The organism is Runella limosa DSM 17973 (assembly GCF_000482465.1).
GTDB classification, from domain to species: Bacteria; Bacteroidota; Bacteroidia; order Cytophagales; family Spirosomataceae; genus Runella; species Runella limosa.
Map to the genome: position 1 here is coordinate 1,309,116 of NZ_KI519420.1, position 23,232 is coordinate 1,332,347.

Annotated in this window: 26 protein-coding genes; 19 read left to right on the forward strand and 7 right to left on the reverse strand. The window is 39.6% G+C overall.

Annotated features, from left to right (window positions below; all coding sequences use genetic code 11):
• Positions 1 to 193: 193 nt before the first annotated feature.
• The 3 genes from K339_RS33775 to K339_RS33780 form a co-directional block, all read right to left on the reverse strand.
• Positions 194 to 853 carry a PD-(D/E)XK nuclease-like domain-containing protein gene (locus K339_RS33775; protein ID WP_051398026.1) on the reverse strand — a complete coding sequence of 220 codons (660 nt, stop codon included), beginning with the start codon at positions 851 to 853 and terminating at the stop codon, positions 194 to 196.
• A 77-nt stretch (positions 854 to 930) separates the two neighbouring features.
• The gene (locus tag K339_RS0115485; protein WP_084332230.1) at positions 931 to 1,749 is read right to left on the reverse strand and encodes a DUF932 domain-containing protein; all 819 of its coding nucleotides are present in this window, start codon (positions 1,747 to 1,749) and stop codon (positions 931 to 933) included.
• Positions 1,750 to 1,832: 83 nt separating this feature from the next.
• Positions 1,833 to 2,492 carry a hypothetical protein gene (locus K339_RS33780; RefSeq protein ID WP_051398027.1) on the reverse strand — a complete coding sequence of 220 codons (660 nt, stop codon included), beginning with the start codon at positions 2,490 to 2,492 and terminating at the stop codon, positions 1,833 to 1,835.
• A gap of 361 nt (positions 2,493 to 2,853) precedes the next feature.
• On the opposite strand from K339_RS33780, the gene K339_RS0115495 reads away from it, so the two are divergent.
• Positions 2,854 to 3,744 (forward strand): PD-(D/E)XK nuclease family transposase, encoded by an 891-nt coding sequence (locus tag K339_RS0115495; protein ID WP_028524408.1) that lies wholly within the window; start codon positions 2,854 to 2,856, stop codon positions 3,742 to 3,744.
• Between the two features lie 243 nt (positions 3,745 to 3,987).
• On the opposite strand, the gene K339_RS33785 is transcribed toward K339_RS0115495, so the two are convergent.
• The 4 genes from K339_RS33785 to K339_RS0115515 form a co-directional block, all read right to left on the reverse strand.
• Positions 3,988 to 4,938 carry a ParB/RepB/Spo0J family partition protein gene (locus K339_RS33785; RefSeq protein WP_028524409.1) on the reverse strand — a complete coding sequence of 317 codons (951 nt, stop codon included), beginning with the start codon at positions 4,936 to 4,938 and terminating at the stop codon, positions 3,988 to 3,990.
• A gap of 5 nt (positions 4,939 to 4,943) precedes the next feature.
• Positions 4,944 to 5,900 carry a ParA family protein gene (locus K339_RS0115505; protein WP_028524410.1) on the reverse strand — a complete coding sequence of 319 codons (957 nt, stop codon included), beginning with the start codon at positions 5,898 to 5,900 and terminating at the stop codon, positions 4,944 to 4,946.
• A gap of 65 nt (positions 5,901 to 5,965) precedes the next feature.
• Positions 5,966 to 6,922, reverse strand: a complete 957-nt coding sequence (locus tag K339_RS33790) for a relaxase/mobilization nuclease domain-containing protein (protein ID WP_051398028.1) — start codon at positions 6,920 to 6,922, stop codon at positions 5,966 to 5,968.
• Entirely contained in the window at positions 6,919 to 7,200 is a 282-nt protein-coding gene (locus tag K339_RS0115515; RefSeq protein WP_028524411.1) for a plasmid mobilization protein, read from the reverse strand. Before K339_RS0115515 ends, K339_RS33790 begins: the two co-directional genes overlap by 4 nt.
• 176 nt (positions 7,201 to 7,376) lie before the next feature.
• Between K339_RS0115515 and K339_RS0115520 the strand changes: the two genes are divergently transcribed.
• The 18 genes from K339_RS0115520 to K339_RS0115605 all read left to right on the forward strand — a co-directional run bounded on the left by K339_RS0115520 (position 7,377) and on the right by K339_RS0115605 (position 23,203).
• Positions 7,377 to 7,766 carry a hypothetical protein gene (locus K339_RS0115520; RefSeq protein WP_028524412.1) on the forward strand — a complete coding sequence of 130 codons (390 nt, stop codon included), beginning with the start codon at positions 7,377 to 7,379 and terminating at the stop codon, positions 7,764 to 7,766.
• A gap of 5 nt (positions 7,767 to 7,771) precedes the next feature.
• On the forward strand, positions 7,772 to 8,470 hold the full coding sequence (locus K339_RS0115525) for a P-loop NTPase family protein (RefSeq protein ID WP_028524413.1): 699 nt from the start codon (positions 7,772 to 7,774) through the stop codon (positions 8,468 to 8,470).
• Positions 8,467 to 8,997, forward strand: coding sequence for a hypothetical protein (locus K339_RS0115530; protein ID WP_028524414.1), 531 nt, complete (start codon positions 8,467 to 8,469; stop codon positions 8,995 to 8,997). Before K339_RS0115525 ends, K339_RS0115530 begins: the two co-directional genes overlap by 4 nt.
• 72 nt (positions 8,998 to 9,069) lie before the next feature.
• On the forward strand, positions 9,070 to 9,732 hold the full coding sequence (locus K339_RS0115535; RefSeq protein WP_028524415.1) for a hypothetical protein: 663 nt from the start codon (positions 9,070 to 9,072) through the stop codon (positions 9,730 to 9,732).
• A gap of 19 nt (positions 9,733 to 9,751) precedes the next feature.
• Positions 9,752 to 10,075: a DUF4134 domain-containing protein gene (locus K339_RS0115540; RefSeq protein ID WP_028524416.1), complete on the forward strand. Its 324-nt coding sequence runs from the start codon at positions 9,752 to 9,754 to the stop codon at positions 10,073 to 10,075.
• A gap of 1 nt (position 10,076) precedes the next feature.
• The gene (locus K339_RS0115545) at positions 10,077 to 10,406 is read left to right on the forward strand and encodes a DUF4134 family protein (RefSeq protein ID WP_028524417.1); all 330 of its coding nucleotides are present in this window, start codon (positions 10,077 to 10,079) and stop codon (positions 10,404 to 10,406) included.
• Positions 10,403 to 10,849, forward strand: a complete 447-nt coding sequence (locus K339_RS0115550; RefSeq protein ID WP_028524418.1) for a DUF4134 family protein — start codon at positions 10,403 to 10,405, stop codon at positions 10,847 to 10,849. Before K339_RS0115545 ends, K339_RS0115550 begins: the two co-directional genes overlap by 4 nt.
• A 4-nt stretch (positions 10,850 to 10,853) precedes the next feature.
• Complete coding sequence (locus K339_RS0115555) at positions 10,854 to 11,195, forward strand: DUF4133 domain-containing protein (protein ID WP_028524419.1); 342 nt, start codon at positions 10,854 to 10,856, stop codon at positions 11,193 to 11,195.
• Entirely contained in the window at positions 11,192 to 13,696 is a 2,505-nt protein-coding gene (locus tag K339_RS0115560; RefSeq protein ID WP_037300433.1) for a TraG family conjugative transposon ATPase, read from the forward strand. Before K339_RS0115555 ends, K339_RS0115560 begins: the two co-directional genes overlap by 4 nt.
• Before the next feature lie 20 nt (positions 13,697 to 13,716).
• Complete coding sequence (locus K339_RS0115565) at positions 13,717 to 14,625, forward strand: hypothetical protein (protein WP_028524421.1); 909 nt, start codon at positions 13,717 to 13,719, stop codon at positions 14,623 to 14,625.
• Positions 14,626 to 14,631: 6 nt separating this feature from the next.
• Positions 14,632 to 15,684, forward strand: a complete 1,053-nt coding sequence (locus K339_RS33795; RefSeq protein ID WP_051398030.1) for a TraJ family protein — start codon at positions 14,632 to 14,634, stop codon at positions 15,682 to 15,684.
• A 228-nt stretch (positions 15,685 to 15,912) separates the two neighbouring features.
• Positions 15,913 to 16,533, forward strand: coding sequence for a conjugative transposon protein TraK (traK, locus tag K339_RS0115575; protein ID WP_028524422.1), 621 nt, complete (start codon positions 15,913 to 15,915; stop codon positions 16,531 to 16,533).
• The gene (traM, locus tag K339_RS36000; protein WP_028524423.1) at positions 16,533 to 17,861 is read left to right on the forward strand and encodes a conjugative transposon protein TraM; all 1,329 of its coding nucleotides are present in this window, start codon (positions 16,533 to 16,535) and stop codon (positions 17,859 to 17,861) included. The genes traK and traM overlap by 1 nt, the downstream gene beginning before the upstream one ends.
• A gap of 8 nt (positions 17,862 to 17,869) precedes the next feature.
• Positions 17,870 to 18,793: a conjugative transposon protein TraN gene (gene traN, locus K339_RS33810; RefSeq protein WP_051398031.1), complete on the forward strand. Its 924-nt coding sequence runs from the start codon at positions 17,870 to 17,872 to the stop codon at positions 18,791 to 18,793.
• Entirely contained in the window at positions 18,790 to 19,332 is a 543-nt protein-coding gene (locus K339_RS0115590; RefSeq protein ID WP_028524424.1) for a conjugal transfer protein TraO, read from the forward strand. The genes traN and K339_RS0115590 overlap by 4 nt, the downstream gene beginning before the upstream one ends.
• A gap of 4 nt (positions 19,333 to 19,336) precedes the next feature.
• On the forward strand, positions 19,337 to 19,789 hold the full coding sequence (locus K339_RS0115595; protein WP_028524425.1) for a hypothetical protein: 453 nt from the start codon (positions 19,337 to 19,339) through the stop codon (positions 19,787 to 19,789).
• Between the two features lie 523 nt (positions 19,790 to 20,312).
• On the forward strand, positions 20,313 to 21,401 hold the full coding sequence (locus K339_RS0115600; protein ID WP_028524426.1) for a DUF4097 family beta strand repeat-containing protein: 1,089 nt from the start codon (positions 20,313 to 20,315) through the stop codon (positions 21,399 to 21,401).
• A gap of 29 nt (positions 21,402 to 21,430) precedes the next feature.
• Positions 21,431 to 23,203 (forward strand): hypothetical protein, encoded by a 1,773-nt coding sequence (locus tag K339_RS0115605; RefSeq protein ID WP_157607603.1) that lies wholly within the window; start codon positions 21,431 to 21,433, stop codon positions 23,201 to 23,203.
• Positions 23,204 to 23,232 lie beyond the last annotated feature (29 nt).

The window sequence follows — 23,232 nt, forward strand, 5'->3', positions numbered from 1 at the left end:
TCAACTCTTTTAATGTGTCGGGGCTTTCTGATATTGCTGTTGCGTAGTCCATAAAACAAAAATATAAATACGCAATCAAAATTTAAAATCAGTATAAATTTGAAGGTATATATATCCCCTACCTACAGAAATCTTTATTTCTCCCCTCTGTTCTTTTTCACTTGGGTAGGAAGCTTTCCCTCCTACCCTTTCTTTAAGCAGCTTGTAAAAATGGTTGTTTTGGTTCGATTCTTTGCCAACTACTAGGAGTAAAACCAACCTCTTGCCATGCTTCCAAGAGACATTCATATTTATTTCTGCCTCCTGCTATAAACTCCCGACTCGGCTCATAGATAAACAAATCGTATGGGTGTATCTTCTGAATACCGACAAAAACAAACCGCTTCCCTCCTACTCCATCCAGATAATACGCAGCTTGGCGATCGTAATCGTATGTATGACAACTTTTTACAAAAGCCGCGTATGTACGCTGGCTGGTTGTTTTTAAATCAACAACCAAGCTTTTTTTATACACCAAATCTAGCTTTGATTTGCAAGGTAAGCCTGTCGCTGGATTGGTAAATAGGCAAACACTTTCTTTTCTTGCAAACTGCCTTAGCCAACTGCAAAAATGATTTCCCAGTACTTTTTCTTTTAGAATATTTAGCAAATCCGCATCCATATCTTCGGGAATAACCGTCTGTTTCTTAGGTTCTAAAATCAGCTCATGTAATGTACTTCCAAAAGCAAAAGCTTTTTCAGGTTTGAAACTCTTCAAACCAAACAGGTGGTCACGAAATTCACTTAAATCCGAATTGGCTATGCGAGGAAGTTGGCGGTACTGGGTATCGCTTAGGAATGGAACAATGTTCATTTTTGATTAAATCTAGTGGTTTAAAAGATATAAATTGAGTGTCTTTTTTTGCTTATTCTCCAATGTCTGTTTCATTTTTAGGCTATTTCAAGGCAAAACCGAAAAGCGTCTTCATTCATGCGGGCTAAACTACCTACTGCATTGCCAAACACGGCTTCTTTTGGCTTTTTAATGTGCGTAGTATAGTGGGTTATACCATTTAATAATCCAAATAGATTATCTCCTAGGTCTGCACATTCTCGTTCTATTGAGTAGTTCATGGCATTTATTACATTGGTTTTGCGGGTTGAAAGTTCTGTTTCCCCCAACTTTTCCTCTTGCGTCATACGCGTTAGTCGTTCGGTTAAAGCAGACTTAATACTTTCATCAATTTGTACATTTCCCAAGCGTTCAAATTGGTCAAACAGTTTTGTACGCTCCTCCATAAACGTTTCAAAATAGCGTAGTAAATGATTTATTTTAGTGTCATGGTTCTTGGTGTGATGGACTTTTAACTGACGAAATACCTTTGAAAAACGATTTTTACAACGAATCATCATATTTGAATTTCCCATAAAAAACCCAGTACTGCTATCATGGCTGTTGCCAATCATTAAGTAGTCTTCAAAACTATGTCCTCCTACTTGAATTGGTTCTGTGCATTGTAAAAAGGCCAATACTTTTTTACCCCCGTCAAATTCATCAAAACACTTGATGGGAAACCCTGTGATGTCATTCATTTTTTGGACTACCTCCATAAATCGTTCGTTGGAAGTAGGGGTATATGAATCTTTACAAACGTTAAGTAAGTGGTTATTATCACTTCTAAAAATGGCCTTGTAGCCATTAACTACTTGATTGTTGGAATATATAGGCTTTTCTACGACATCCCAACTTGATTGAAATATTACGGGCATTTTCATGTTCTTATGGTAATTTAAAAAGATATAGAAGGTTTATAAATGAGAGGGTCGTACTTTACCCCCTCATTTATATTTGTCTATGCTGCTTGTTTGAAATCTTCGATAATCGGTTCTTCTTTTTCTTGCTCGGCTAAGGCATTATAAAAACAATCTGCGACAAAATGGTAAATAGCGCCATTGGTTAGCGTATCTAATCGGTAAATACGGTTACAGTCTGCATATTGCCCAAAGGCTTCAATGCGCTCAGGCATGGCATCTTCCATTTTAAACTTAGCAATAAAATAGGTGGCTTTGGGCTTGATTTTGGTATTTTCATGCGATTCGGGCGTCATGGTCAACACTACTTCTGATAGTTTTTTACGCTTATAGAAAAGCGGTTGTATCAGTTTTTGAAGCTCTTTCACCGAACTGTTATTGAACATAATGACCGACAGGCAGTTTTCACTATCAACGAAAAAAATTTCCGCCCAAGTTTCTTCCCTTTCTCTACCAAATAGGGTATCCGTAAAAATACGCCACGCCAATGGCTGAAAAGTAAACGATTTCAGTGGTTGGCCATTATGGTCTGTCAAAATTTCTTCTTCACCTAATTTAAACGTACCATTACGGGCATCAAAGCGATAATCACGGGGTTGTCCTTCAATGTAAAGAATTTCATCACCGAAATTAGGGTTTAAAATTTGGACATGAGGAGTCTGGGCAGCCAATTCGGCTACATTTTTTGATTTGGAAAACATAATAAGTGAGTTTTAAAAGAAAAGCTTTGCCCGAACCAAAATGACTGTCGGGTATCAGTCCCTCAAATTTGGTGTTTGTTCCTCCTTGTTTGATAATATAAAGGTACAACAAAAAGGGATACGAATCGAGACAAAACTCTCATTGTCAGACACTTAAAAAACTTTATATAACCCATTATGTTTACTTGTGGAGAGGTATAAGCTCAGGAAAACTATTTCACTCTGTTGAGTGGGATGAAGAAGCTGACTGGTTCCGATTAGCAACGCATCGGAATGGGTCAGTGTGCTTGGAATAACTTCTAAATATTGACAGTCCCGACTAACTCAAAAATAGTACCTTTGCAATAAACTTTGCAAAATCATGACTCGTACACTTGTCAGTTTTGACTGGGCTTTGAAAAGATTACTGAGACAAAAAGCCAATTTTTCCATTCTTGAAGGTTTTTTGAGTGTTTTACTCAAACGAGATATTATTATTGTCAATCTTTTGGAAAGTGAATCCAATGCTGATGATGGTGAACAAAAAATAAATCGGGTGGATTTATTGGTAGAAAATGAGCAAAAAGAGCGGCTAATCATTGAATTACAATACAGTAAAGAGTTTGATTACTTTCAACGGATGCTTTTTGCCACCTCCAAACACTTAACCGAAACACTCCAAAAAGGGAAGCCTTACCAAGATATTAAGAAAGTATTTTCTATCAACCTAATCTATTTTGATTTAGGTCATGGTACAGATTATGTCTATCATGGTAAAACAGAATTTAGAGGAATTCATCAAGACGATGTATTGGGGCTTTCGGTTCAACAAAAGGAACTGTTTCAAAAAGAAGCCTTGTATGAAATTTATCCAGAATATTATGTTATCAAAATTAACAACTTCGATGATATAGCACAAGATAGCCTTGATGAATGGATTTATTATTTTAAAAATAACGAGGTCAAAGATGAGTTTAATGCCCGTGGTTTGGCCGCTGTAAAGGCTCAATTACAATTTGATAGCCTTAGTAAAGAAGAGCAACAGGCATATGAAAACCACGAAAAAATGCTTCTTGCAGAGCGTGGAATTCTTGCCACGGCTCGTATTGAAGGTAAAGCAGAAGGTAGAGTAGAGGGAAGAGTAGAAGGTAGAGTAGAAGGCGAGCAACAAGCGCGTATTGAAATGGCAAGAAAAATGAAAGCAAATGGCTTTGCTCCTACCACCATCACTGAGCTAACAGGACTGTCACCACATGAAATAATCAATCTTTAAAAATCCTCGCCCATAACACTAAACATGTTTTTCTATTCCTACCAATTGACGACGTAGAAGTATGTTTCTTCTTGGATAGTAATAGCCTGGTTATAACCATCATATATTTTATGATTCAGTAAGCGAGTAAGAATAACATCTAAATGGGGAGAATAACCTTCGTCCTGCCCAAGAAAGACAAGACGAAGGTTATGAGAGACTTAACGAGGATCAAAAGGAATACTTCCCTCCTACCCCTCTGTTCTAAAGTATCTTTTTCAATTCTGTGGCGACTTCAATCAAACGCTCCAAATCCTTTACTGAAATTTTAGAAGCCTTCAATATTTTGGTCATTGTAGCTGTCAACTGCTTCTGAACAGCATTGCGAGATTTGTCAATTACTTTCGGCTCTTCATCTCCCGAAAGAACATTTTCTAACTCTTCTATATTATCAACTAAGTCTTTTACTTTCCGCTTAGCCAGTTTTTGAATATCCGTTTTTCCAATCTTAATTTCGCCATTCAAAACCGCTTGTTTCAGCGTTGGTTGCAGTTGGTCAAGACCTGCTGCAAATTCTGCATCTCGCATAATTGTCGCCCGACTTACCTTGTATTCTTGTGCTAATTTTTCAGAAGTAGAACCCTCAATATCAACACTTTGAATATAAGTATCATTTTGAGACTTATCATTTTCATCAGCCATTTTTCCATAAGTCTCAAAATGAGACTTATGATCTTTTCGATCATATTTCCCTTTTTCAGCCTTCTCAATATTATACCGTAACCCTCTAAAATAAGAAGCCTGTTGCGGGGTCAGGTTACGCCGCCCTAATTGCAAATCAATCATGTAATCCTTGACCTCTTTCAAGGATTCAAAACGCATAACCTGAACGTTAAAATTGACTCCCCGCTCTCTACAAATTTTGAAACGATTGTGTCCATCCACCAGAATATAAACGGGCGCATCAGGGGTTAGGGAACTCTTGTCAATTACCCGCTGCGTGGTTTCCCAAAGTAAAAGAGCATCTTTGCAGCCATTTTTTACAATGTTCGCTTCCAGCTGAGTCAGCTCTTCATTAGTTGGAGACGGAATAAAGCTTCGGAGTTCCTCTAAAACAACAATACTCTGCTTGATTTGCTCGGAGCTAATGTAACTATTGTTGAGCGATTGCTGCGTTTTCTGGCTTATCGCTGCTTTAATATCTATCTTGGCCATGTTTGTTATTTTACAACTTGTAGGTATTGAATAAATTCATCACAAAAATCTCGGTAGTTTTTGGCAGCCTCTGAGTTGTCCGAAAATTTGGCGATGGGGCTTTGTAAAATTTGTGATTTTTGAAAATCCACCAAGTGTTTGATTTCGGTATTAAATACTCGAAATGGCACACTACTCTTGACATTTTCTTTGATACCTTCGTGAACACTATTTTTCTTAACCATTGTAAAAACAATCCCATCAACCACAAGCTCTGCGTTTAGGTTTGTTTTTACTTCCATCACCCGCTGCAACAACGAATTCAACCCTTTTACCGCCGACATTTCAGGCAGGAGCGTAATGAGACAGCTATTTGAAGCATTCATAGCCGAAATTGTAAGCTTATTCAATGAAGGCGGGCAATCGATCAGCACATAATCAAAGGTACTCAAGATTGGCTGCAATTTGTTCTTTAACCTTAGGTCCCCTCCCACACTCAAAATCAACTGGATTTCGGCATCGGCCAACTCAATATCTGAAGGAGATAAATACAGGTTTTCTGAAATTTCAACAATGGGCAATGGAATAGCGTGGTTCAAGAGTGCTTGAGCCACTTGGCTCTCGGGAGCATCAATGCCCAAAATCTGGCTTAGGTTGCCTTGCGGGTCTAAATCAATCAACAGAACCTTAAATCCGCGCCTAGCCAGTGCCTCTCCCAAAGAAGAAGTGGTAGTTGTTTTCCCAACTCCGCCTTTATGGTTTATAATCGAAATAACCCTGGCTTTTTCATAAAGGCTGTCAGAATACCCATATTTTGATAAGATGGGGAATAAAGCAACAAGATGTTTTTCGCTGAGGTTGCGAGTCCCCGCCAAGGTCTGAGCTATTGTTCCTTTTGGAATAGAGGCTTCTTTTTCAAGCGTGGAAACGGTTAAGGCAGGGTTATGCCTCAAAAAATTAATCAGGTTTTCTTGAGTTAGCATAGAAGATTTTTGTAATATTTACTTCACAAATAAACTCAAAATAAATATTATTTGTATATATTTTATTACATTTTTTTAAACTTTTTTACTGGCTTTTTATGACTCATTGTTTTTGCATTTTGCTTTATTTGACGCAATTGCATTTGAGATTGCCAAAGAGATTTTTCTATTTTAGACAAGTCTGCCTTGGTTTCATTGGCAGATGCCCTAATAACCAAGTAACCTGGCTCAAAAGGTACTGCTTCATTTTTGGGCAGCACGTCCTTGCGTGTCTTTAATAAATCAATGCTGTTGTGGCTTAAAAGTTCATCAATCTGCTTTGCTTTAAAACCTACTTCGGTTCCTTTGATGGCCACTTCGTTGACCCGAAAACTACAGCCTACCAATTTATCATTGCGGTCGTACTTGAAACGGCTCTCAATCCCAAGACTGGTCAACTCCTCACTGAGCTTATCAATGCTATTGATTTTTTTAGCAATCAATAGAGAAGTTAGAGCCTCTTTCACTTTTTGACGCGCTTGTATTTTTGAGGGTAAATGGTCAGAAAGGCTTGTTCTTTCCGCTGGTAAAGGCTGAAAATTTAAGTTTCTTTCAATTTCTCGACACGCCTTTACATTACGCGCATAATTATGACTTGAATCTAATGCAGCTCCGCCGCCAATCGGAACACGATTCAAATAAATATGAATATGGGGATGTTTTTGGTCAAAGTGCTGGTAAACAACCACTTGATGTCGGTCTAAGTTTGCACCAATTCCCTCACAATACAACCGAGCCGCTTTGCGCATTTTTCCCTCATCAATGGCTTCATTCTCGGGCCAGCTCAACGAAGTATGCCATACGGGGTTTTTGCACTTGCTTCTATTGGCTAAACTTTGCATTTGTAGTGCAAAATGTTCGGCGGTTGTACCCATTACATTATGGCTATCAATGAGCTTGGCTTTTTTCTTTGGTTGCTTCTCTGCTGCTCCGTACATAATTGCGCCCGAAAAACTACTTCCAAGTACCGTCTTTGCTATCATGTTAAGCGCTCGAATAAGGTATCCAAGATTTTATTAATCTTACCTATGTTTAATTTACCAGCGTGGGCAAAGCGGGTTAGCTGATTAAGGTTATTGGCTACGCCAACAATAATTCGGTGCTGTTCTTCAGTGAAGGCTTGGGTGACTTCAATCCCTAATGCCACCTGTCTCATATATTCACTGACAGAAACTCCCGCCTTTCGTGCCTTATTTTCGATTAACGTCTTTTCCTCTCTTGTTAAGCGTAATTCTATCTTTTCGTCTTTTAGTGGTTTCATTTTTCCTCAATAGCTTGCGTCACTCTACGACTTTGGCGAAAAATTTGTAAATTTTTTGTCAGGACAAAGTCATGGCTTGCTAACGCTTCGCTTTCTTTTTAATCTCCCATAATCTCCTTTTATCCCCGCTAATCTCCTTTTGAATTCACAAACTGTCCTTCTTTCTTTGCCCCCGTATGCCACCTTCGGAAACACACTTTATCAGCAAAAAAGACCTCTATGACGCCGTATTATCAAAGGTCAGAAAACGCAATGTTATGTTGTATGCCTTCTATCGCCCATATATTATCTCTGCTTATTCGTCTCGATATGTGGCCGATAAAATCACTGCGGATCTTGGTATTACTATCAGTGCAAAAATCATCGAACGGATTCGTACACAAAAACATCGAATGGCTACTCTTGCTGCTACTTTTACAGTAGAACCCCACATCCAAGCCAAAATACAAGCTCCTCTACCATCGCCAAAGCCAGTTAATGAAAAGCAAGCAAAAACCGACTTTTCGTTTTCTGACCCAAATCATACTGACGAACATTCGACCAAAACAAATCTCAAATTCCTATAAGCACGATGAAACAGTTTCACTTTATCCTCCAAGCCAAAGGAGGCGTTGGGAAATCTTTTTTAGTCTATCTATTGGCACTCAAACACCAATCACATCCTGGGGCATATTTCGTGGACGTTGATGCCTCTACACAGACCTCCTCTCGTCAGCTTACTTTTCTGAGCGGTACTGGAAGGATTGCAGCTCTTTCTATGCTGGACGAACGTCAGAAAATAACCCGTGACAAACTTTTATTTTCATTAACAGACTTGAGCCAACTTCCTTTTGAAGATTGCTATTTAGACTTTGGCGCGCCAGAAAGCGAACAAATTCCTGCCTTATTCTCCGTTGATTTTAGTACGGAACAGCTTTACGAACTAGCCAAACACCTACATTGCCAATTTATCTTTGACGTTGTGATTGCGGGAAATACTTCCTATTTCGCCTGTACGCAGTACCTTCAGCAGATGCAGCAAATTATTGGCAATGCCTTTCCAATTTGCATTTGGGTCAATCAATATAGCTTTTATAAACACCCCCAACTCATTTCTGAAATTCAGTCGTATGCCACTCAGCATCAACTACAAGTTAATTTTTTTGGTGACATCGATACCAGCACCCAAGTAGGAAACCAAATTTTAAAAATGGTACAGCTAGGACATGGGTTAGAACGATATGATTTCATAACTGCAATGAAATTGAAAAACGAATTGGCAAAGTTATGAAACCAATTACCTCAGAGCAGATGACACGCTTGCAGGGTCATTACCAACAAAAATATGGGATCAGACTCGACGAAACGGTCACATCTATTCTTTGTGAAATAGAACAAATGGGGATAAAAAATAATAACACCATACAATCTGTTACTGAAAGTATCAAAGAACGCGCCAAGGTCATCCGCTTTGAAAATGACCGTCAAGCTTTTTGGTACGCGCTTGGGAAATTCGGGATACCTGGCATAAGTCTGCCCCTGCTCATTATTTTCGGCTGGATATATTTTACCAATTTGACCCAATATCAAACCATTCTTCACCTAATTGACCAATATCCTACTTACAAACAATACGCTCAACTAATGAAAACAGCACAAACTACCACAACTCCTCAAGGGACATTTATAGTGCTAAAGCCTACAGAAAAAACAAAAATGGTTGTTGGTGTTCACTGTTTTTACCACGCGAATAAAAGGCTTATCTATGTTCCGATAACGGTTAATGAAGCATTTCAGCTTGGCAAAAATAGTAAATAATTAAATATTAATAAATTTGTATTTTAAATTATATTAAATTTAATTTGCATCCTTATTGATTTGCCAACATTTATGTTCACCCTAATTCTAGTATATATCACATTAGGACAGTACACATTGTATTGCTTTATTTTCATGGTGGTATGGTCAGGGAGTGTATTCTTATTTCACTCCAAATCGCCCACGAAGGCAAAACCGAAAAGGGGAGATATAGAATTTATATCCCTCAAAAGCCCTTCGGTCAAATCCCCAGCTATAGTACCTAACCTAACACCTGAAATTATAGAGGCTGATTTTTTTGGTTCAATTCCTGAAATAGGCAAAAGTAACGTATCAACACCCGCTGTAGATTCGATTGATACATCAAACGAGGCGTTTCAAACCCTCCTAACCAATCAAATTGAGTCACCCGTTGAGTTACTAAGCGAAGAATTTGAGACAATTGCAGATTTAGATTTCAAAGATAGTCAATGGCCATTCACAGATTTGGACGAGGAGGAGAGAAGTGAAAACTTCATAAATGATACCTACAATGACAATGAAAGCCAAGACCTTTTAACAGACGAAATCAATCATAAAGCACTCTTAGAGAAACTTTTAAGCACGCATGAGCTAGTTTGCGAAATGCAAAAAGACCTTGGCTGTGACTATATGACGGCTATTTCAAATTTGCCAGAATCAACACAGACCATTTATGAACGAGTGGGTTTTCAACCCTACATATCCGATACTTAGTTTTTTTAACCATCAAATTATGCTTTCTAAATTTTCAATCAAAAAACACGCAATTTGGCTGACTCTGAGCTTATGTTCATCCTTCGCCTATTCTCAAAATCGGGGCATTCAAGCAGGAGCACAGGCTTTGTCTCAGGCAACCAATGACGTAAAAGGGTATTTTGAACCAGTTACCACACTCATTTACGTCGTCGCGGCAATCGTAGGACTCGTAGGCGGTTTTAGGGTTTATAACAAATGGCAAAATGGAGACCAAGAAGTTCAAAAACACGCCGTTGGCTGGTTTGGAGCTGTATTGTTTCTATTGGCCATTGCCGCTATTCTTCAAGCTGTCTTCTTCTAAAATGGAAATGATTTTTCTCGACATTGTGGGTAACGGAAGTGGACATACGACCAACACCCAGATTGACCACCTTATTACGGAGCCATTGGTTGGTATGATTGGAAGTGTATCAACCTTTAGTTACACCGTTTGTGGGTTATTGGCATTGGTAGGGGGATTTAGAATTTATAATCATTGGCAAATGAATGGCAGTGATGAGATATTATCAATGACAGCTCGATGGTTAGCCGCTATTATTACTGTTCTTATTTTAGGAGGAATTATCCAATCCATTGTCAACTCTCAAGGTGTTTTTGATCCAAGTCTCAATGATAAAATCATGTCTCGATGAATGCCCTCAATGGAATTTACGACGAAGTTAGATTGATATGTGTGGCACTTCTCTCCATTGCGGCGGTTATTGGTGGGGTTCGAATCTTTCAACGATGGAACCAAGGACAAGATGGTGTTGAAAGCAGCCTGATTCATTGGTTTGGCGCATTAGCTACTTCTTATGGCTTAGTAGAGCTCGTCGATTTCGGTATCAAAAGCCCCTTTGGTTACGTTGGCTCTGACAATGCCGCTGGGGTTATACGAGATGCCGCTCCTGAGGTGTATCAAGCAAGCGTTTATCTAGGCATTGTTTTTGCCATTATTGGTATCATACGCGTTTTTATAAAAATTCAAAATGGAGACGATGATGTATATGAATTTGCCTTAAAATGGCTGGGATCACTCATGTTTTTGTTTCTCATCGGTTACATTATCAACCTTACCTTTAGCAAATGGGCGTAGCCACATGAAAGAATTTATTATTTTCAAAGGAGTTGACCATGAAATAGAGTTCAAGGGCTTGCGGGGCAAATACTTTTACCTTGGTGCGATAGGAGGCGTTGGAAGTATTTTTAGCTGCCTCATTTTGGTCATTATAGGTATCCCCTCCATCGTCGTTTTCTTGTTATTGTTGCTTTTATTGAGCGCTACGATTAGCGCTGCTTTTCACCTGAGCAAAAAATATGGCCGATGGGGGATGGAAAAACAGCCCGTCCAAGAGCGAAAACCTCATTTTATCCACCAAAAAATGCCTTTTCATAAAATTGTTCCTGTAAAAGCCGTATTGAAACTTGCCACTAAAAAATGACCAAAAGCAAAATCAAAAATATTGAGCATATTTTCCCAGTTTTGGCCGTAGATGAATCCACAAACGTGGTAGTTTCCAAAAATGCGGACTTAACGATTGGTTTTAGGTTGAAGCTCCCCGAAGTTTTTACCCCTTCAGATGCAGACTATGATACACTACACACAACCTTTGTCAGGGCATTGGCTACTTTACCAAATGGGTATGTTGTACACAAACAAGACTGGTTTTTGGAACAACGTCATCAATTGAGCGATGATACAAGGGCCTACATTGCCAATAACAATTACCTAGCTTATGAAAATGAGTTACACTTTTTAGAAAGGACGTATATTGAGCAGCGTTCGTACATTTTCATCACTCGGCCTACCCAAGAAATTACCCGTAGAAAAAGTCTCAACTCATCTTTACTAAAGAATCATTATGTGCCAAAAGAGGCTTTAGATGCTAAGTTTTGGAAAGAGTTTTTGGATACCGTTATCCAATTTTCATCCATATTAGAATCCACTGCAAAAATCAAGTGCGACATAATGAGGCCCGTTGATTGGTTAGGTAGTGAGACTGAATCGGGAATTTTTCAACAATATTTCACTCTTTCATTGACAGACACAACTTTACAGGATCTTCAAATGAAAGATGAGCTCAGGGTAGGGGGCAAATATACCCAGACTTTTACCCTTGCCGATTTAGAAGACTTTCCAACTACACTCAGTAATGCGCAAATTCTGGAGAAATACTCCACAGATTCTACTAAATTTCCTACCTCTCTTGGGTCGCAATTGGGTCTCATGCTTGGATGTAATCATATCTACAACCAAGTATTTTATCTCGAAGATTCAGACCATTTAAGCAATAAACTAACCGCAGAAATGCGCAGACACAATAGTTTCTCAGCTTGGTCAAAAGAGAATATGGTCGCCTTCGAGGCCAAAGACGCCTTTATTGAAGAAATGAAAGCAGAAGGGCGTCGCCCCGTGAGAGTTCACTACAATGTACTGACTTGGCACGAAAATAAAGAAAAACTTGAGGAATATCGGTCTCAAACCGCATCGGCTATTTCTCGAATGGGTTTTCGTCCCCGCATTGCCAATTGGGATGCCGAAACACTTTTCTGGTCTTGCATTCCTGGCAATGCTGCCGAGATTGGGTTAGACAATCTAGTACTGTGTTTTTCCGAAGAAGCCGTTTGTTTATGGAATATGGAAGGCAATTATCAAGATACCGTATTTACCCCCAATGGAGTACGGCTCACTGACCGCTTCGGCAAACCGATAATGGTTGACCCTTTTTTCAAACCCATGGAAAAAGGGCTCATTAACAACCGTAATTTTATGGTGGTAGGGCCATCTGGTTCGGGTAAATCCTTTGGGATGAATGCCTTGTTTTATTACTTGCGTTCTCATGGCGTACACATCAGCATTGTGGATGTTGGCCACAGTTATCGTCGCCTTTGTGATACCCTAGGCGGACGTTATATTACTTATGAAGAAAGCAATCCACTCAGTTTTAATCCTTTCTATGTCAAAGGTTTGCATCCAGATGCCGAAACAGAAGAATCAATTGCTAATTTATTGGAAGCACTTTGGAAAAAGGACAACGAGCTGACTACCAAATCCGAGGAAATCACCATTTCTGACATCGTTTCCAATTATTTTGGATTTCTAAGAAAAGAGTGGGAGGGAGGACGTAAACATTTTCCCTGTTTCAACACCTTCTATGATTATACCCAGCAGGTTTACCCTAAAATTTTCACCCAAAATCAAGGACGGGCTAACATTGAATTTGATTTACAGAACTTCCTCTACGTATTACGTCCTTACGCCAAAGGCGGGAAATACGAGTATTTGCTCAATTCACGCCAGAACATTGACCTGATGGAACTCCCCTTTGTGGTGTATGAATTAGACAACATCAAAGACCACCCCGTTTTGTTTCCAGTTACTACTATTATGATTATGAACAACTACGTTCGTAAACTATTTACCGTCAGAGGAGTCTTAAAAATGTTGGTAATTGAAGAGGCATGGAAGGCTTTGGCCAAAGACAATTTTGCAACCTTCTTGAAATGGTGTTCAAAGACCGTAAGAAAACACTATGGATCGTTGGGAGTAGTTACCCAAGAAGTGGACGATTTGGTAGGAAACGCCTTTGTTAAAGATGCAATTATCAACAACTCTCCCATCAAATTTTTATTTGACCAATCAAACTACGAAAAGCGTTTTGATGATATTATGCAAACCCTTGGTCTATCCGAAAAACAAGCCAACATCATTTTGAGCATCAATCGAATGAACGATTCAAACCGCCCCAAATACAAAGAAATGGCATTATTGATTGGCGATTACACGAAAGTTTATGGGGTTGAAATGTCTAAAACAGCCTATGCCACTTTTACTACCGAAAAGCGAGAAGTAGAAGAAATCGCTGATTTAACCCTTCATCGCTATCACGGGAACACGGAAGCAGGAATCAAAGCCTGGGCGAGAGGGGAACGATTTAACTAAAAATCCTTAACGAAACATCTATGAAAAAAACGTTGTTAGGGCTTGCGGTAAGCCTTTTTATTTCTACGGGTACACAAGCGCAATTTGTGGTCTCTGACCCTATTCATACAGGCATCACCACCGCCATCAAGCTACTTCAAGACCCCAGTTTCAAAGAATTAGTAGGGAATGTCAAGAAGTTAATGGAAGTCGCCTCTGCCGTACAGCAATTCAATCGCGGGCGAGAACTCGTTGGGAACGTCCAAGGTGCGATGTCAGATATGAATAAAATGGCCGCAGTCATTTCGCAAGATAAACACATTCATCCCAGAGAATATGGGCGTGTTTTGGCGGGGTTTCAAAAAATAAACAACGAAGGAAGCTCAATTATGATTGCTGCCTCCAATGCACTCATCCAACGCCATGCTAAAATGACTGATGCAGAACGAATGCAATGGCTGGAAGACATGTACCAGAAAGTGAATAATTTTCGGGCAGTGATGAATGAATTTTATGGAAGTATTCGTAAATCCTCTATCAGCCGTGCTAGGACTAACCAGGACCGAATTGCAACCGCTAAACTTTATGGATTGGCACTCAACGGATCTACTTATCACAATGGGTTGACCTCGGGAAATTTTGGAATTCCAATCTCAGGCATCCACGCAAGCAACTATGACGTTATTGACTCAGGTTTGGGGGACACTAGCGTACAGGGCAATGAAGAAGCGAAGAAAGTGGCTGAACGCATGACAGCTTACCAGAGCGAACTACGCATTGCAGAATCCATTATCAATGCCGACATAGTAGATATGTTTGAGCCTCTCCTCAAAAACTGCGACAACAGTGAAGGATGTAAAGCCCGAGTGAATGCAGCAATGGAAATAGAACGTGAAAAAATACTAAAAGAAATAAGAGCCAACTTGCAACGAAAGTATGGCATTATATAACTCACTATGAACGAGTCTTTTGTAGAAATTATTCGTACCCAACTTTATCAAGAACTAATCAATTCAACTCAAAAAGGGACGATTCAGATTTTTGAAAATTACGCCAGAGTAATCGCGGGAGCGGGAGCGATGCTTTACATTGCTTCAAGGCTTGTTGGCCAAATCAGTCGCAACGAGCCCATTGATTTTTTCCCCCTTTTAAGACCATTTGCTATTGCGTTACTGATTGGTTCATTGGGGCGAATAACCAATGCCATTGATGCTGGAGCTGATAGTCTGGTATCCGCAGTTACCCAAAATGGTAACTCTACCACTGAGCGCATCGCCTACATCATCAAACAACGCGAAAAAGCCGTAGAGGATAAGTTAAAAGTTTTCCAAGAACAGCAGACTGAAAATGACTCAGGAGGTGATGAATCGTGGTCTGAGACTTTCAAGTCACTGGGTCTAAAGTTCTCTACAATTGCCGATTACACCGCCGCAAAAATCGACATTGCATTACAAGAAATGTTCCAAAACCTCTTGGTTGCAATTTGTAACATCGCCGAAGGAATATTGTATTTGATTTCTATCTTGTTCCGAATTGTGCTTAGAATTATAGGGCCAATTGCGATTGCACTAGCCGTATTTGATGGTTTTACGGGTAATATTGCCGAATGGTTTGGCAAATATATCAACTTCTCCTTGCTACCCGTTGTAGCCAATATATATGGTATCATCAGTTTCAAAATTCATGAATTATACCTTACCAATTACTCTCCTGCGGGTCAAACCAACGAATCACTCACAGGTGATGGTTTTCTAGGCTATGGCTATTTAGGGCTGTTGGTGCTTATTCTAATCGGTTATTTTCAAGTACCTGCCGCAACCAATCTTATTTTATCAGTCGGTGGCGTAGGGGGTATAACCCAAGGGATTTCCAACTACGCCCAAGCAGGTTATCGAAGCATGAAACCGCCTTTAGACAGGGCATCAAATAAAGCTCAAAACATAGCGAACAAGGTGCAAACCTCCACTCGTTTTAAAAACTGGAACCAAATTTTACAGCGTAAAAAATAACACTACAATTATGAAACCGCATACCGCAAATTATCAGAATAACTTAGTCCAAGTTTTACAGAAGCGCTTATTATACTCTACAATCCTTTGTTTTGTGGCTTTTGGAATTGCTTCTGTGTCATTGCTTTTTGCATTTAATGAGTATGAACAAAAAACCAGTAAGGCATACATTCATCACCAAGGTAGCACCCTTCAGGTAATGATAAAAACCCAATCTATCCGTTAAAAATGAAAGAGTTATTAGAATTGGAGAAACAATTTCAACGCGCGAAATACCTAACATTTACTGTAGTAGCAGGCTGTCTTACAATAGCACTTGCAGCAGTTGTACTTTCTCTAAATTACGCCCACAATTTTTCGAAACGCATTTTTATTTTGAATCGGGGTGTTGCGTTAGAAGCCTTTTCAGGAAATATAATGGACAACCGCGCCGCTGAAGCAAAACATCACGTTGCACGTTTCCATGAACTGTTTTTCACCGTTTCACCAGATCCAACATCTATAGAAACCAACGTAAAAAAAGCTTTTTTCCTGTGTGATGAAAGCGCCAAAAAACTATACGACAATTTGCGAGAACAGCGATTTTACGACCAAATTATAACTTCCAATATCACACAACGCGTTAGTATTGATTCTGTTAGCATTGATTTACGCTATTATCCCTACCCCGTGGTAGCCTATCTAAAATTAGTGCAAGAGCGAGCAACTGCACGTAGTACCAGAACCCTTATTACCCAAGTTGAAATGGTGGATGTTAATCGTTCCGATGCAAACCCCAATGGTTTTTTAATGAGAAACTTTAGGGTGTATAGTACCAGTCAGCCAATCGAAGAAAACATTGTAAGATAATGACCTCTAACCAACCATCAAGACTGGGGGAAGTAAGTGAACAATTGCAAACCAGCAAAAAAATAGCAGCACTTTCGCTCATCCCAGTGCCAGTTTTAATCATTATTGGGCTTCTAGGTTACCAAAAAGACTGGATAGTAAGCACTGAGCCAGCTGTACCAGAGACACCCCTAAGTTTACAACCGCCATCAGCCAATCTCAAGGAATTTGACCACCAAAATAAGTATGCCTCAAACCCCAACGGGATTACCGTATCTGGCAGTTTACTTGACGAAACAGCCAATCAAAACACCCATAAACTGACAGGCACTAACCCCAAAGATGACGGTTGGGGAGAAAACACTTCAACTCAAGTGTCAACTGTCGAAAAGCAAGTCCAGAAAAAGGAGCTATTGGGTATGTACCAGCAGGCTCAGAGTCAGACAATTGGAAGACAGAACTCAACTATCCAGTCATTGTACAAAAACGCAGCTGCTCAAAACGAGATAGAAGATCCTACTACGAAGGCGGCCAATGAAGAATTAGTAAAAACACTTCGTTTTAACAACAAGCTACTCGAACAGCAAGTATCGGGCAAAGCTCCGACGAATATAGACTTAGAAAATTGGAGAAATGGTTTAAAAGAACGAATACACCAGTACGAAACACCCAATATTGATACAATGTTTCAAACGCCACCGTTGAGTGATAAAATTGGTGAAACCAAGTTGAAGTTATCAACCGAAAGGATAAATATTCAAACTAATCATGCTCGCAACGGATTTTATGGTTTAGGTGGCAAAAAAATGGATACTGGTATTGTCAATCCTAATACCGACGCTCAAACAATTCCTGCTGTCGTTCATGGAGAAGGCGAAGGAATAACGGTTGAAAATGGGATGTCCATTTGGATTCGCCTTACCCAAGAAACGCAGCTTGTCTTTGGAAAAAATAAACTAAAACTTCCTGCCAATAGTCTTATTTCAGGAAATTGCTCCGTAAATGGTGATCGGCTGAAAATTATCGTAACTAATATTCGGGTCGAAAACAGTTTATACCAGATTCATCTCATTGCATTTGATTTAGACGGGAAAGAGGGGCTGTATGTTCCAGGTTTGCAAGAAAAAACAAAAATCGCGCAGAGTCTAAGCCAAACGGCCAGTGGTAGTGTCTCACCTTATATGTTTTTGCCACAAGGAAATGTAGGCCAGCAAGTAGGGGCTCAAGTTGCAATCCAAGCCACCAATGCAGGTTTTAACGTTGCCCGTGGGCTTATCCAACAAAAAATGTCCCAGCCGAAAGTTACTATTAAATCTAATCACCGCATTTTACTGCGTGTTCGTTCCTAATACTTTTTATGAAAACCTTCATTTTTTTACTTATTGCGGCAGGGTGGGGGAGGAGTTGCTTGGGTCAACTACCCGATACCTCCCGTATTTTTGTTACGGCAAACCCCTACTTGCTGCCCATTTCCAAATCAGCCATTAAAGGATCATATCCGATAGAAGTCGCTTATCAAAAAACAACCCACATCATTTTTCCTGCTCGAATTAAAGATTTTGACGCAGGCTCCGACGCTGTAATCGCACTCGTTCCTGAAAATGTCACCAATGTTTTACGAGTAAAAGCAAACATCAAAGGGTTTGCAGAAGAGACCAATATGACCATTATTACTGAAGATGGTGGTTTTTATTCATTTTTAGTGAATTACAACGAAAACCCCGAAGTATTTAACATCAACATTGCCAACAATCTTCAATCGGATGCGAAAGTTGCTTCTCACCTTGGGATTGGTTCGATCAACCCTTTTAATCAAACTCAAGAGCCAAAACGTATCATTCCGACAAATGAATTGCTATCGTTTTGTCAGAAAGTAAATATAAAAAGTGCTTTCCTCATTGGCATCGGGATGGTAAAAAACGAGTGTACTGCAATGATTATGGGTGTTTATCGCAAGCAGGATGTTACCTTTTTACAAATCAAACTGCAAAATGAAAGTGAGCTTGACTATGAATGGGATTTTATCAAATTTTTTGTCAAAGAACGTCATACAATTAAACGGATGGCAGTGCAGAATGAAGAATTGATTCCCCTATATGTACATCCAGAATCTATTCAGACCATTGGTGCAAAAACCGAGCGAAAAATGGTGTTCGCACTACCCATCAAATCTATTACTGACAACAAACTTATCAGTGTAGAAATTTATGAAAGAGGGGGTGGGCGGCACTTGACTTTTGAAATAGATGATAGCGTACTTAATCAAGCAAAAAGTATATGAGAATCTATGTGACTGCACTCATGTGGTTGGCATTTAACCTTACCTCTTTTTGCCAGCAGTTGAAAGGCCAACGGTCTCTAGAAATATCAATAGCCAAAATCGACGGCTTGCGGCCAGCAGATAATTCGGGTTTTAACATCGAATTGAACCGTGGAAAAATCATAGGTAATCGCTTAATTCGTCAATGGGGGATTACCTATTTAAGAAAAGACTACTCCGTTCTAAAACAAGATGTCCCAGTAGAGTCAACGACCATTCACTTCACAATGGGCCGAATATTATTTCAGCAGAAAGGAATAGCAGGATTGGTTGCTTTGGGGGGTGTAGGAGGGTATCAGCTTATAAATCGAGGAAAAAGTGCTCTTGATGACTCAGCTTATCAACTGACTAATCAAAGTAGGCTAATTGTTGGTGGAAAGGCCAAAGTGAGTTTAATAATTGCTTCTACTGTTTCTGTTTTTACTCAAACGCTTTGGTTTCCTACCTCAGATGTCCAAAAACTTCATTTCGCGATGGGGGCTTCAATTTTCTTTTTCTAATTTCATGAAAATCATCAAGTTACTACCATTTGTACTACTCATTTTGGGCTGTGATGGAAATCTTAATGTGACTCCGTTAGCCCCAGCGCTCAAATCATTGCCTGATTTTAATTTTCAAATACGAACGGTATCAGGGATGGAGACGATTCGTCAGTCAGAATATCAAAGATTTGAATTATATGTAAAACAGCAAGGTGCCGAAATTCTTGCTACGGATTACATTTTTGAATTTTCGGTCACTGAATTCGATGGAAATATTGAATTTAACAAGGCTATCTATCGTCCTAACGACCAGATTCGTATTCCATATACTGATCTTAAAAAGGTACAAAATCTGCTTTACTTCAATTATTACCCTATTAAACCAGCTGTAGGAGTACATACAGTGACATTTTCGCTCAAAGACGCCCAAAAACGTGTAAAGTCAGTCCAAAAGAAAGTGGTGGTCGTACTGTAAATAATCCACCAGTAATTATGAGTGCTAGCCACTACTTAATCTTTTTGCACCTCAACTACCACTTTAACACTAAGTTAATAATTGTACTTTTAAGAGAATCTTCTAGTTAAAACAGGTCTTTTTTACCTATTGTTTTGGGTTAATAAAGTGAACTGTTTCACGCATTTTGTGTAGATTTCACGGGCAAAAATGTAGGTTTCACGGAAAATTAGCAACTAAGTGGGACGTTTTGCACGGTTATTGCTAGAAGGGTTGACCCGATTTATTCGTATTTGCATCTTTCAAAGAGCCTATTGACAAGCATAGGTTTTTTAGCTCAACTTTGGCTCCGTATTCGACGAGTCTCTAGCCACAAAAACGATAAAATCTCGTCAATCCATAAAACAGCTATGCTAACAAACCTTATGATTATTTCCTTCCACTCGCAGCTAACAAGGCACTTAAATTATTTACCGTATCAACAGGCTGTTAGGTAAAAGTTAAACAAGGTTCACACATATTTTTTTGGTTTCCACTATTCTTTATGAAAAAGCTTTTAGGGGCATTATTTTTCTTTTTTGTTATCCATTTAACCTATGGAAATACAAATGTTTGTCTATCAGATACGACACTAGATGTCGAACTTTACACCAATGGAGCCGTCGAATTTTCTCCGCCTTCTTTATTGAATACGATAAAAGGTGTACTAGGTTCCATCATAAAAAAGCGAGAACAGAGTAACCAAAATGAGACAAAAATATTTTCCAAAAAAGCCGACAAGGGTAAGTCCCATGGAAAAGCTCTCATTGCAGTGCCTAAAAATACAAACCTAAAATTTCAAACAGCTATTGGCGACGTTTCCCTGACTGACCTAGAAGGAAACGTAAAAGGACACGCCGATGGAGGAGGTATTAGTCTTACCCGTGGAAAAGGGAAAGTAGAATTGGCCACAGATAGAGGTGACATTTTAGTGACAGATACCGAAGCTTCGGGTTTTGTCTTAACTCGCAGCGGTAATATCATTCTGCAAGATGTGAATGGAGATCTCAAAGGGCTGGCTCCCAATGGGAAGGTAGTAGTCAAAACAACATCAGGCTTCTTCACAAAACGTAATGCAAAAGCTTTTGCATTGGATTACGATAACGTAGATCTCGACGTTGAGGCAGCGCCAGCGGGTGGTGACTTTAAACTCCGTAAAGGTAATATCGTGATAGGTGAGACAAAGAAGAATGCTGTCGTCAGAACCGAAGAAGGAAACATTAATGTAAACTCGGTTGGCGAGGGAATTCGCGCCAGCACCAGAAAAGGGAAAATATTGATACAAATTCCCGCCAATAACAACGCTACTGAACCCATCATCATTGATAATCAAGACGGGGATGTTGAGCTTCTGGTTTCCAATAACTTTTCTGCCAACTTTAACATAAGCTTGATTCAAACCAAAAACCTTACGAGTCCCTATAAAATATCAAGCTTTATAGACTTAGGCACAACCGCCGCCCAAGAAAGCAAAGACGCTAAAACAAATGTGGTTTATGGTAGGGAAACCCAAGTTACTAAAATCATACGAAGTGGACGACGTCCTGTTTATATCCGAGTTGTTAACGGCAATGTTTATATCCGTAAAATCTAATTAGTGTTCACAGACAATCAAGAATATTTATGAAAAGTGGTTTTACTTTGCTTCTACTTCTTTGTTCACTGTGTGTGAATGCTCAAAAATACTGGATAGGTTCAGTAGATACGAATTGGAACAATGGCGCCAACTGGTGGCCTAATGGAGTCCCGAGTTCTAGTGATAATGTGGTTATAAATGGGTCAAATAATACGCCTGTTTTGCCTGGAAATATTGGTCTAGGGAACCTTCACATGGATTGGGGTTCGGCCATTAATTTGGATGGTAAAACAGTGACGGTGTGGATGTTTTCAACAACGGGAGCGACAGTGATAGCGAATGGAGGAACAATAGATGCTGTCAGAACAGGCGTTTACCAAGGCACTACGTTTCGTGGAGCTTTTACGCTCAAAATCAACCGAGATGGGACCAACGATTATTTGGGAGCACAGTATGGAGCCAACACCTATGAAAACGACTTTACATTGGAGTGTCACACTGGAAATTGGACTACGTATGGGATTTCGAACCAAGTTGGGGACCTTTTTTTGGGGAAAACTACCATTAAGAATATTGGCTCAGGTTGGCTAATGGTAGCCACCAATCCATCCAGTAACGCCACGTTTAAGAACGATGTGACTTTTCACAACGCCAACTCTTACGAAGGACGAATCCAAGTGGGTGTATATGGGGGTAAAATCCAATGTGAGAAACCTGTCTTCATCAAAGATGAAACAGTAAGTTGGGGCTCATACATTACAATCACCGAAGGAACGTTTCATGATGAAGTAAGTATAGATGCCAAAGTGGGTGTCATCGGAATTGGCTCTCAAAATACGACTACGTTTAAAAAGAACATTAACATTACCAATCGGTATGGTTGTGTGGTTGAATTTGGCAGTCATAGTGGGCAAGTGATATTTGAAAAGGGATCATCATTTGCAATTTCGTCAAGTGTACCTATGACCCGAGGGCAGTTAAAGTTTCAAAGGTGTACGTTTGAAGGGGATGCTTCTACAGCCAATACCCCCCTTCTTTTGCAAGTTGACAATGTTCCATTCTCTAACTCGCCAACAACGTATATTATATTGGGTGATCAAATTACATTCCAGCGACCCGTCAAAATTCGCGCAGACTATATTTATTACAAGGGTTGTTATTTTGGGTATGATGTCGAAATGGAACGAACAGGGTCGTCGAACCAACTATCGGGAGGTTATGCTGGGGGATTCTGTCATGGAGGAAGTACATTTATGGGCAAAGCGGCCTTTATCAATAGTTATGGGGATAATTGGATTCTTCAAGGGCAGGAGCCAGATATATTCAAAGATGATGTAACCTTTTTTCAACAAAGCCATCCTTGGGGAGTACTACGGTTATCGTATGCTGGTAATACCATTTATGAGGGGAATGTCACTGTAACCGCCCCCACAGGTACAAATAATGGCGTCTCATGGGGAGAAAGTGGAGGAACTACCCAACTAGCCGCGGGTAAAAAGCTGACAGTCAACAGTACAGGTTATGGCTGGATAAGCCTCTCCAATTTTAATCAACTTGGCACTGGCACCAATCATACTTTAAGTTCCTTTGGTAGTTTCTATGTCAATAATTGTACGTTTGCCTCGCCACTTATTGCCGAATCAAGCCGTCTATTCATTACCAATTCCACATTTTATCAACCCTCGTTTACCAAAACGGGAAATGGGGTTGATGTAAGTAACGGAGGGAATACTTTCAAAGGAAAAGTATTTATCAAAAATGCGTCCTCCACTGGGCAAATCCAATTTGAAGATCAAAATAGTACTATCGTTAATCCATAGGCCATTTCACCCGTTTTTACCATCTTGAT

Coding starts and splice junctions, on each gene's coding strand:
- K339_RS0115555 (WP_028524419.1), top strand. CDS start 10,854: ATGAAAGAATTTATTATTTTCAAAGGAGTTGACCATGAAATAGAGTTC.
- K339_RS0115605 (WP_157607603.1), top strand. CDS start 21,431: ATGAAAAGTGGTTTTACTTTGCTTCTACTTCTTTGTTCACTGTGTGTG.
- K339_RS33775 (WP_051398026.1), bottom strand. CDS start 853: ATGAACATTGTTCCATTCCTAAGCGATACCCAGTACCGCCAACTTCCT.
- K339_RS0115565 (WP_028524421.1), top strand. CDS start 13,717: ATGAAAAAAACGTTGTTAGGGCTTGCGGTAAGCCTTTTTATTTCTACG.
- K339_RS0115540 (WP_028524416.1), top strand. CDS start 9,752: ATGCTTTCTAAATTTTCAATCAAAAAACACGCAATTTGGCTGACTCTG.
- K339_RS33795 (WP_051398030.1), top strand. CDS start 14,632: ATGAACGAGTCTTTTGTAGAAATTATTCGTACCCAACTTTATCAAGAA.
- K339_RS0115545 (WP_028524417.1), top strand. CDS start 10,077: ATGGAAATGATTTTTCTCGACATTGTGGGTAACGGAAGTGGACATACG.
- traK (WP_028524422.1), top strand. CDS start 15,913: ATGAAAGAGTTATTAGAATTGGAGAAACAATTTCAACGCGCGAAATAC.
- K339_RS0115515 (WP_028524411.1), bottom strand. CDS start 7,200: ATGAAACCACTAAAAGACGAAAAGATAGAATTACGCTTAACAAGAGAG.
- K339_RS0115550 (WP_028524418.1), top strand. CDS start 10,403: ATGAATGCCCTCAATGGAATTTACGACGAAGTTAGATTGATATGTGTG.
- K339_RS0115600 (WP_028524426.1), top strand. CDS start 20,313: ATGAAAAAGCTTTTAGGGGCATTATTTTTCTTTTTTGTTATCCATTTA.
- K339_RS0115595 (WP_028524425.1), top strand. CDS start 19,337: ATGAAAATCATCAAGTTACTACCATTTGTACTACTCATTTTGGGCTGT.
- traM (WP_028524423.1), top strand. CDS start 16,533: ATGACCTCTAACCAACCATCAAGACTGGGGGAAGTAAGTGAACAATTG.
- K339_RS0115590 (WP_028524424.1), top strand. CDS start 18,790: ATGAGAATCTATGTGACTGCACTCATGTGGTTGGCATTTAACCTTACC.
- K339_RS0115560 (WP_037300433.1), top strand. CDS start 11,192: ATGACCAAAAGCAAAATCAAAAATATTGAGCATATTTTCCCAGTTTTG.
- K339_RS0115495 (WP_028524408.1), top strand. CDS start 2,854: ATGACTCGTACACTTGTCAGTTTTGACTGGGCTTTGAAAAGATTACTG.
- K339_RS33785 (WP_028524409.1), bottom strand. CDS start 4,938: ATGGCCAAGATAGATATTAAAGCAGCGATAAGCCAGAAAACGCAGCAA.
- traN (WP_051398031.1), top strand. CDS start 17,870: ATGAAAACCTTCATTTTTTTACTTATTGCGGCAGGGTGGGGGAGGAGT.
- K339_RS0115535 (WP_028524415.1), top strand. CDS start 9,070: ATGTTCACCCTAATTCTAGTATATATCACATTAGGACAGTACACATTG.
- K339_RS0115485 (WP_084332230.1), bottom strand. CDS start 1,749: ATGCCCGTAATATTTCAATCAAGTTGGGATGTCGTAGAAAAGCCTATA.
- K339_RS0115505 (WP_028524410.1), bottom strand. CDS start 5,900: ATGCTAACTCAAGAAAACCTGATTAATTTTTTGAGGCATAACCCTGCC.
- K339_RS33790 (WP_051398028.1), bottom strand. CDS start 6,922: ATGATAGCAAAGACGGTACTTGGAAGTAGTTTTTCGGGCGCAATTATG.
- K339_RS33780 (WP_051398027.1), bottom strand. CDS start 2,492: ATGTTTTCCAAATCAAAAAATGTAGCCGAATTGGCTGCCCAGACTCCT.
- K339_RS0115520 (WP_028524412.1), top strand. CDS start 7,377: ATGCCACCTTCGGAAACACACTTTATCAGCAAAAAAGACCTCTATGAC.
- K339_RS0115525 (WP_028524413.1), top strand. CDS start 7,772: ATGAAACAGTTTCACTTTATCCTCCAAGCCAAAGGAGGCGTTGGGAAA.
- K339_RS0115530 (WP_028524414.1), top strand. CDS start 8,467: ATGAAACCAATTACCTCAGAGCAGATGACACGCTTGCAGGGTCATTAC.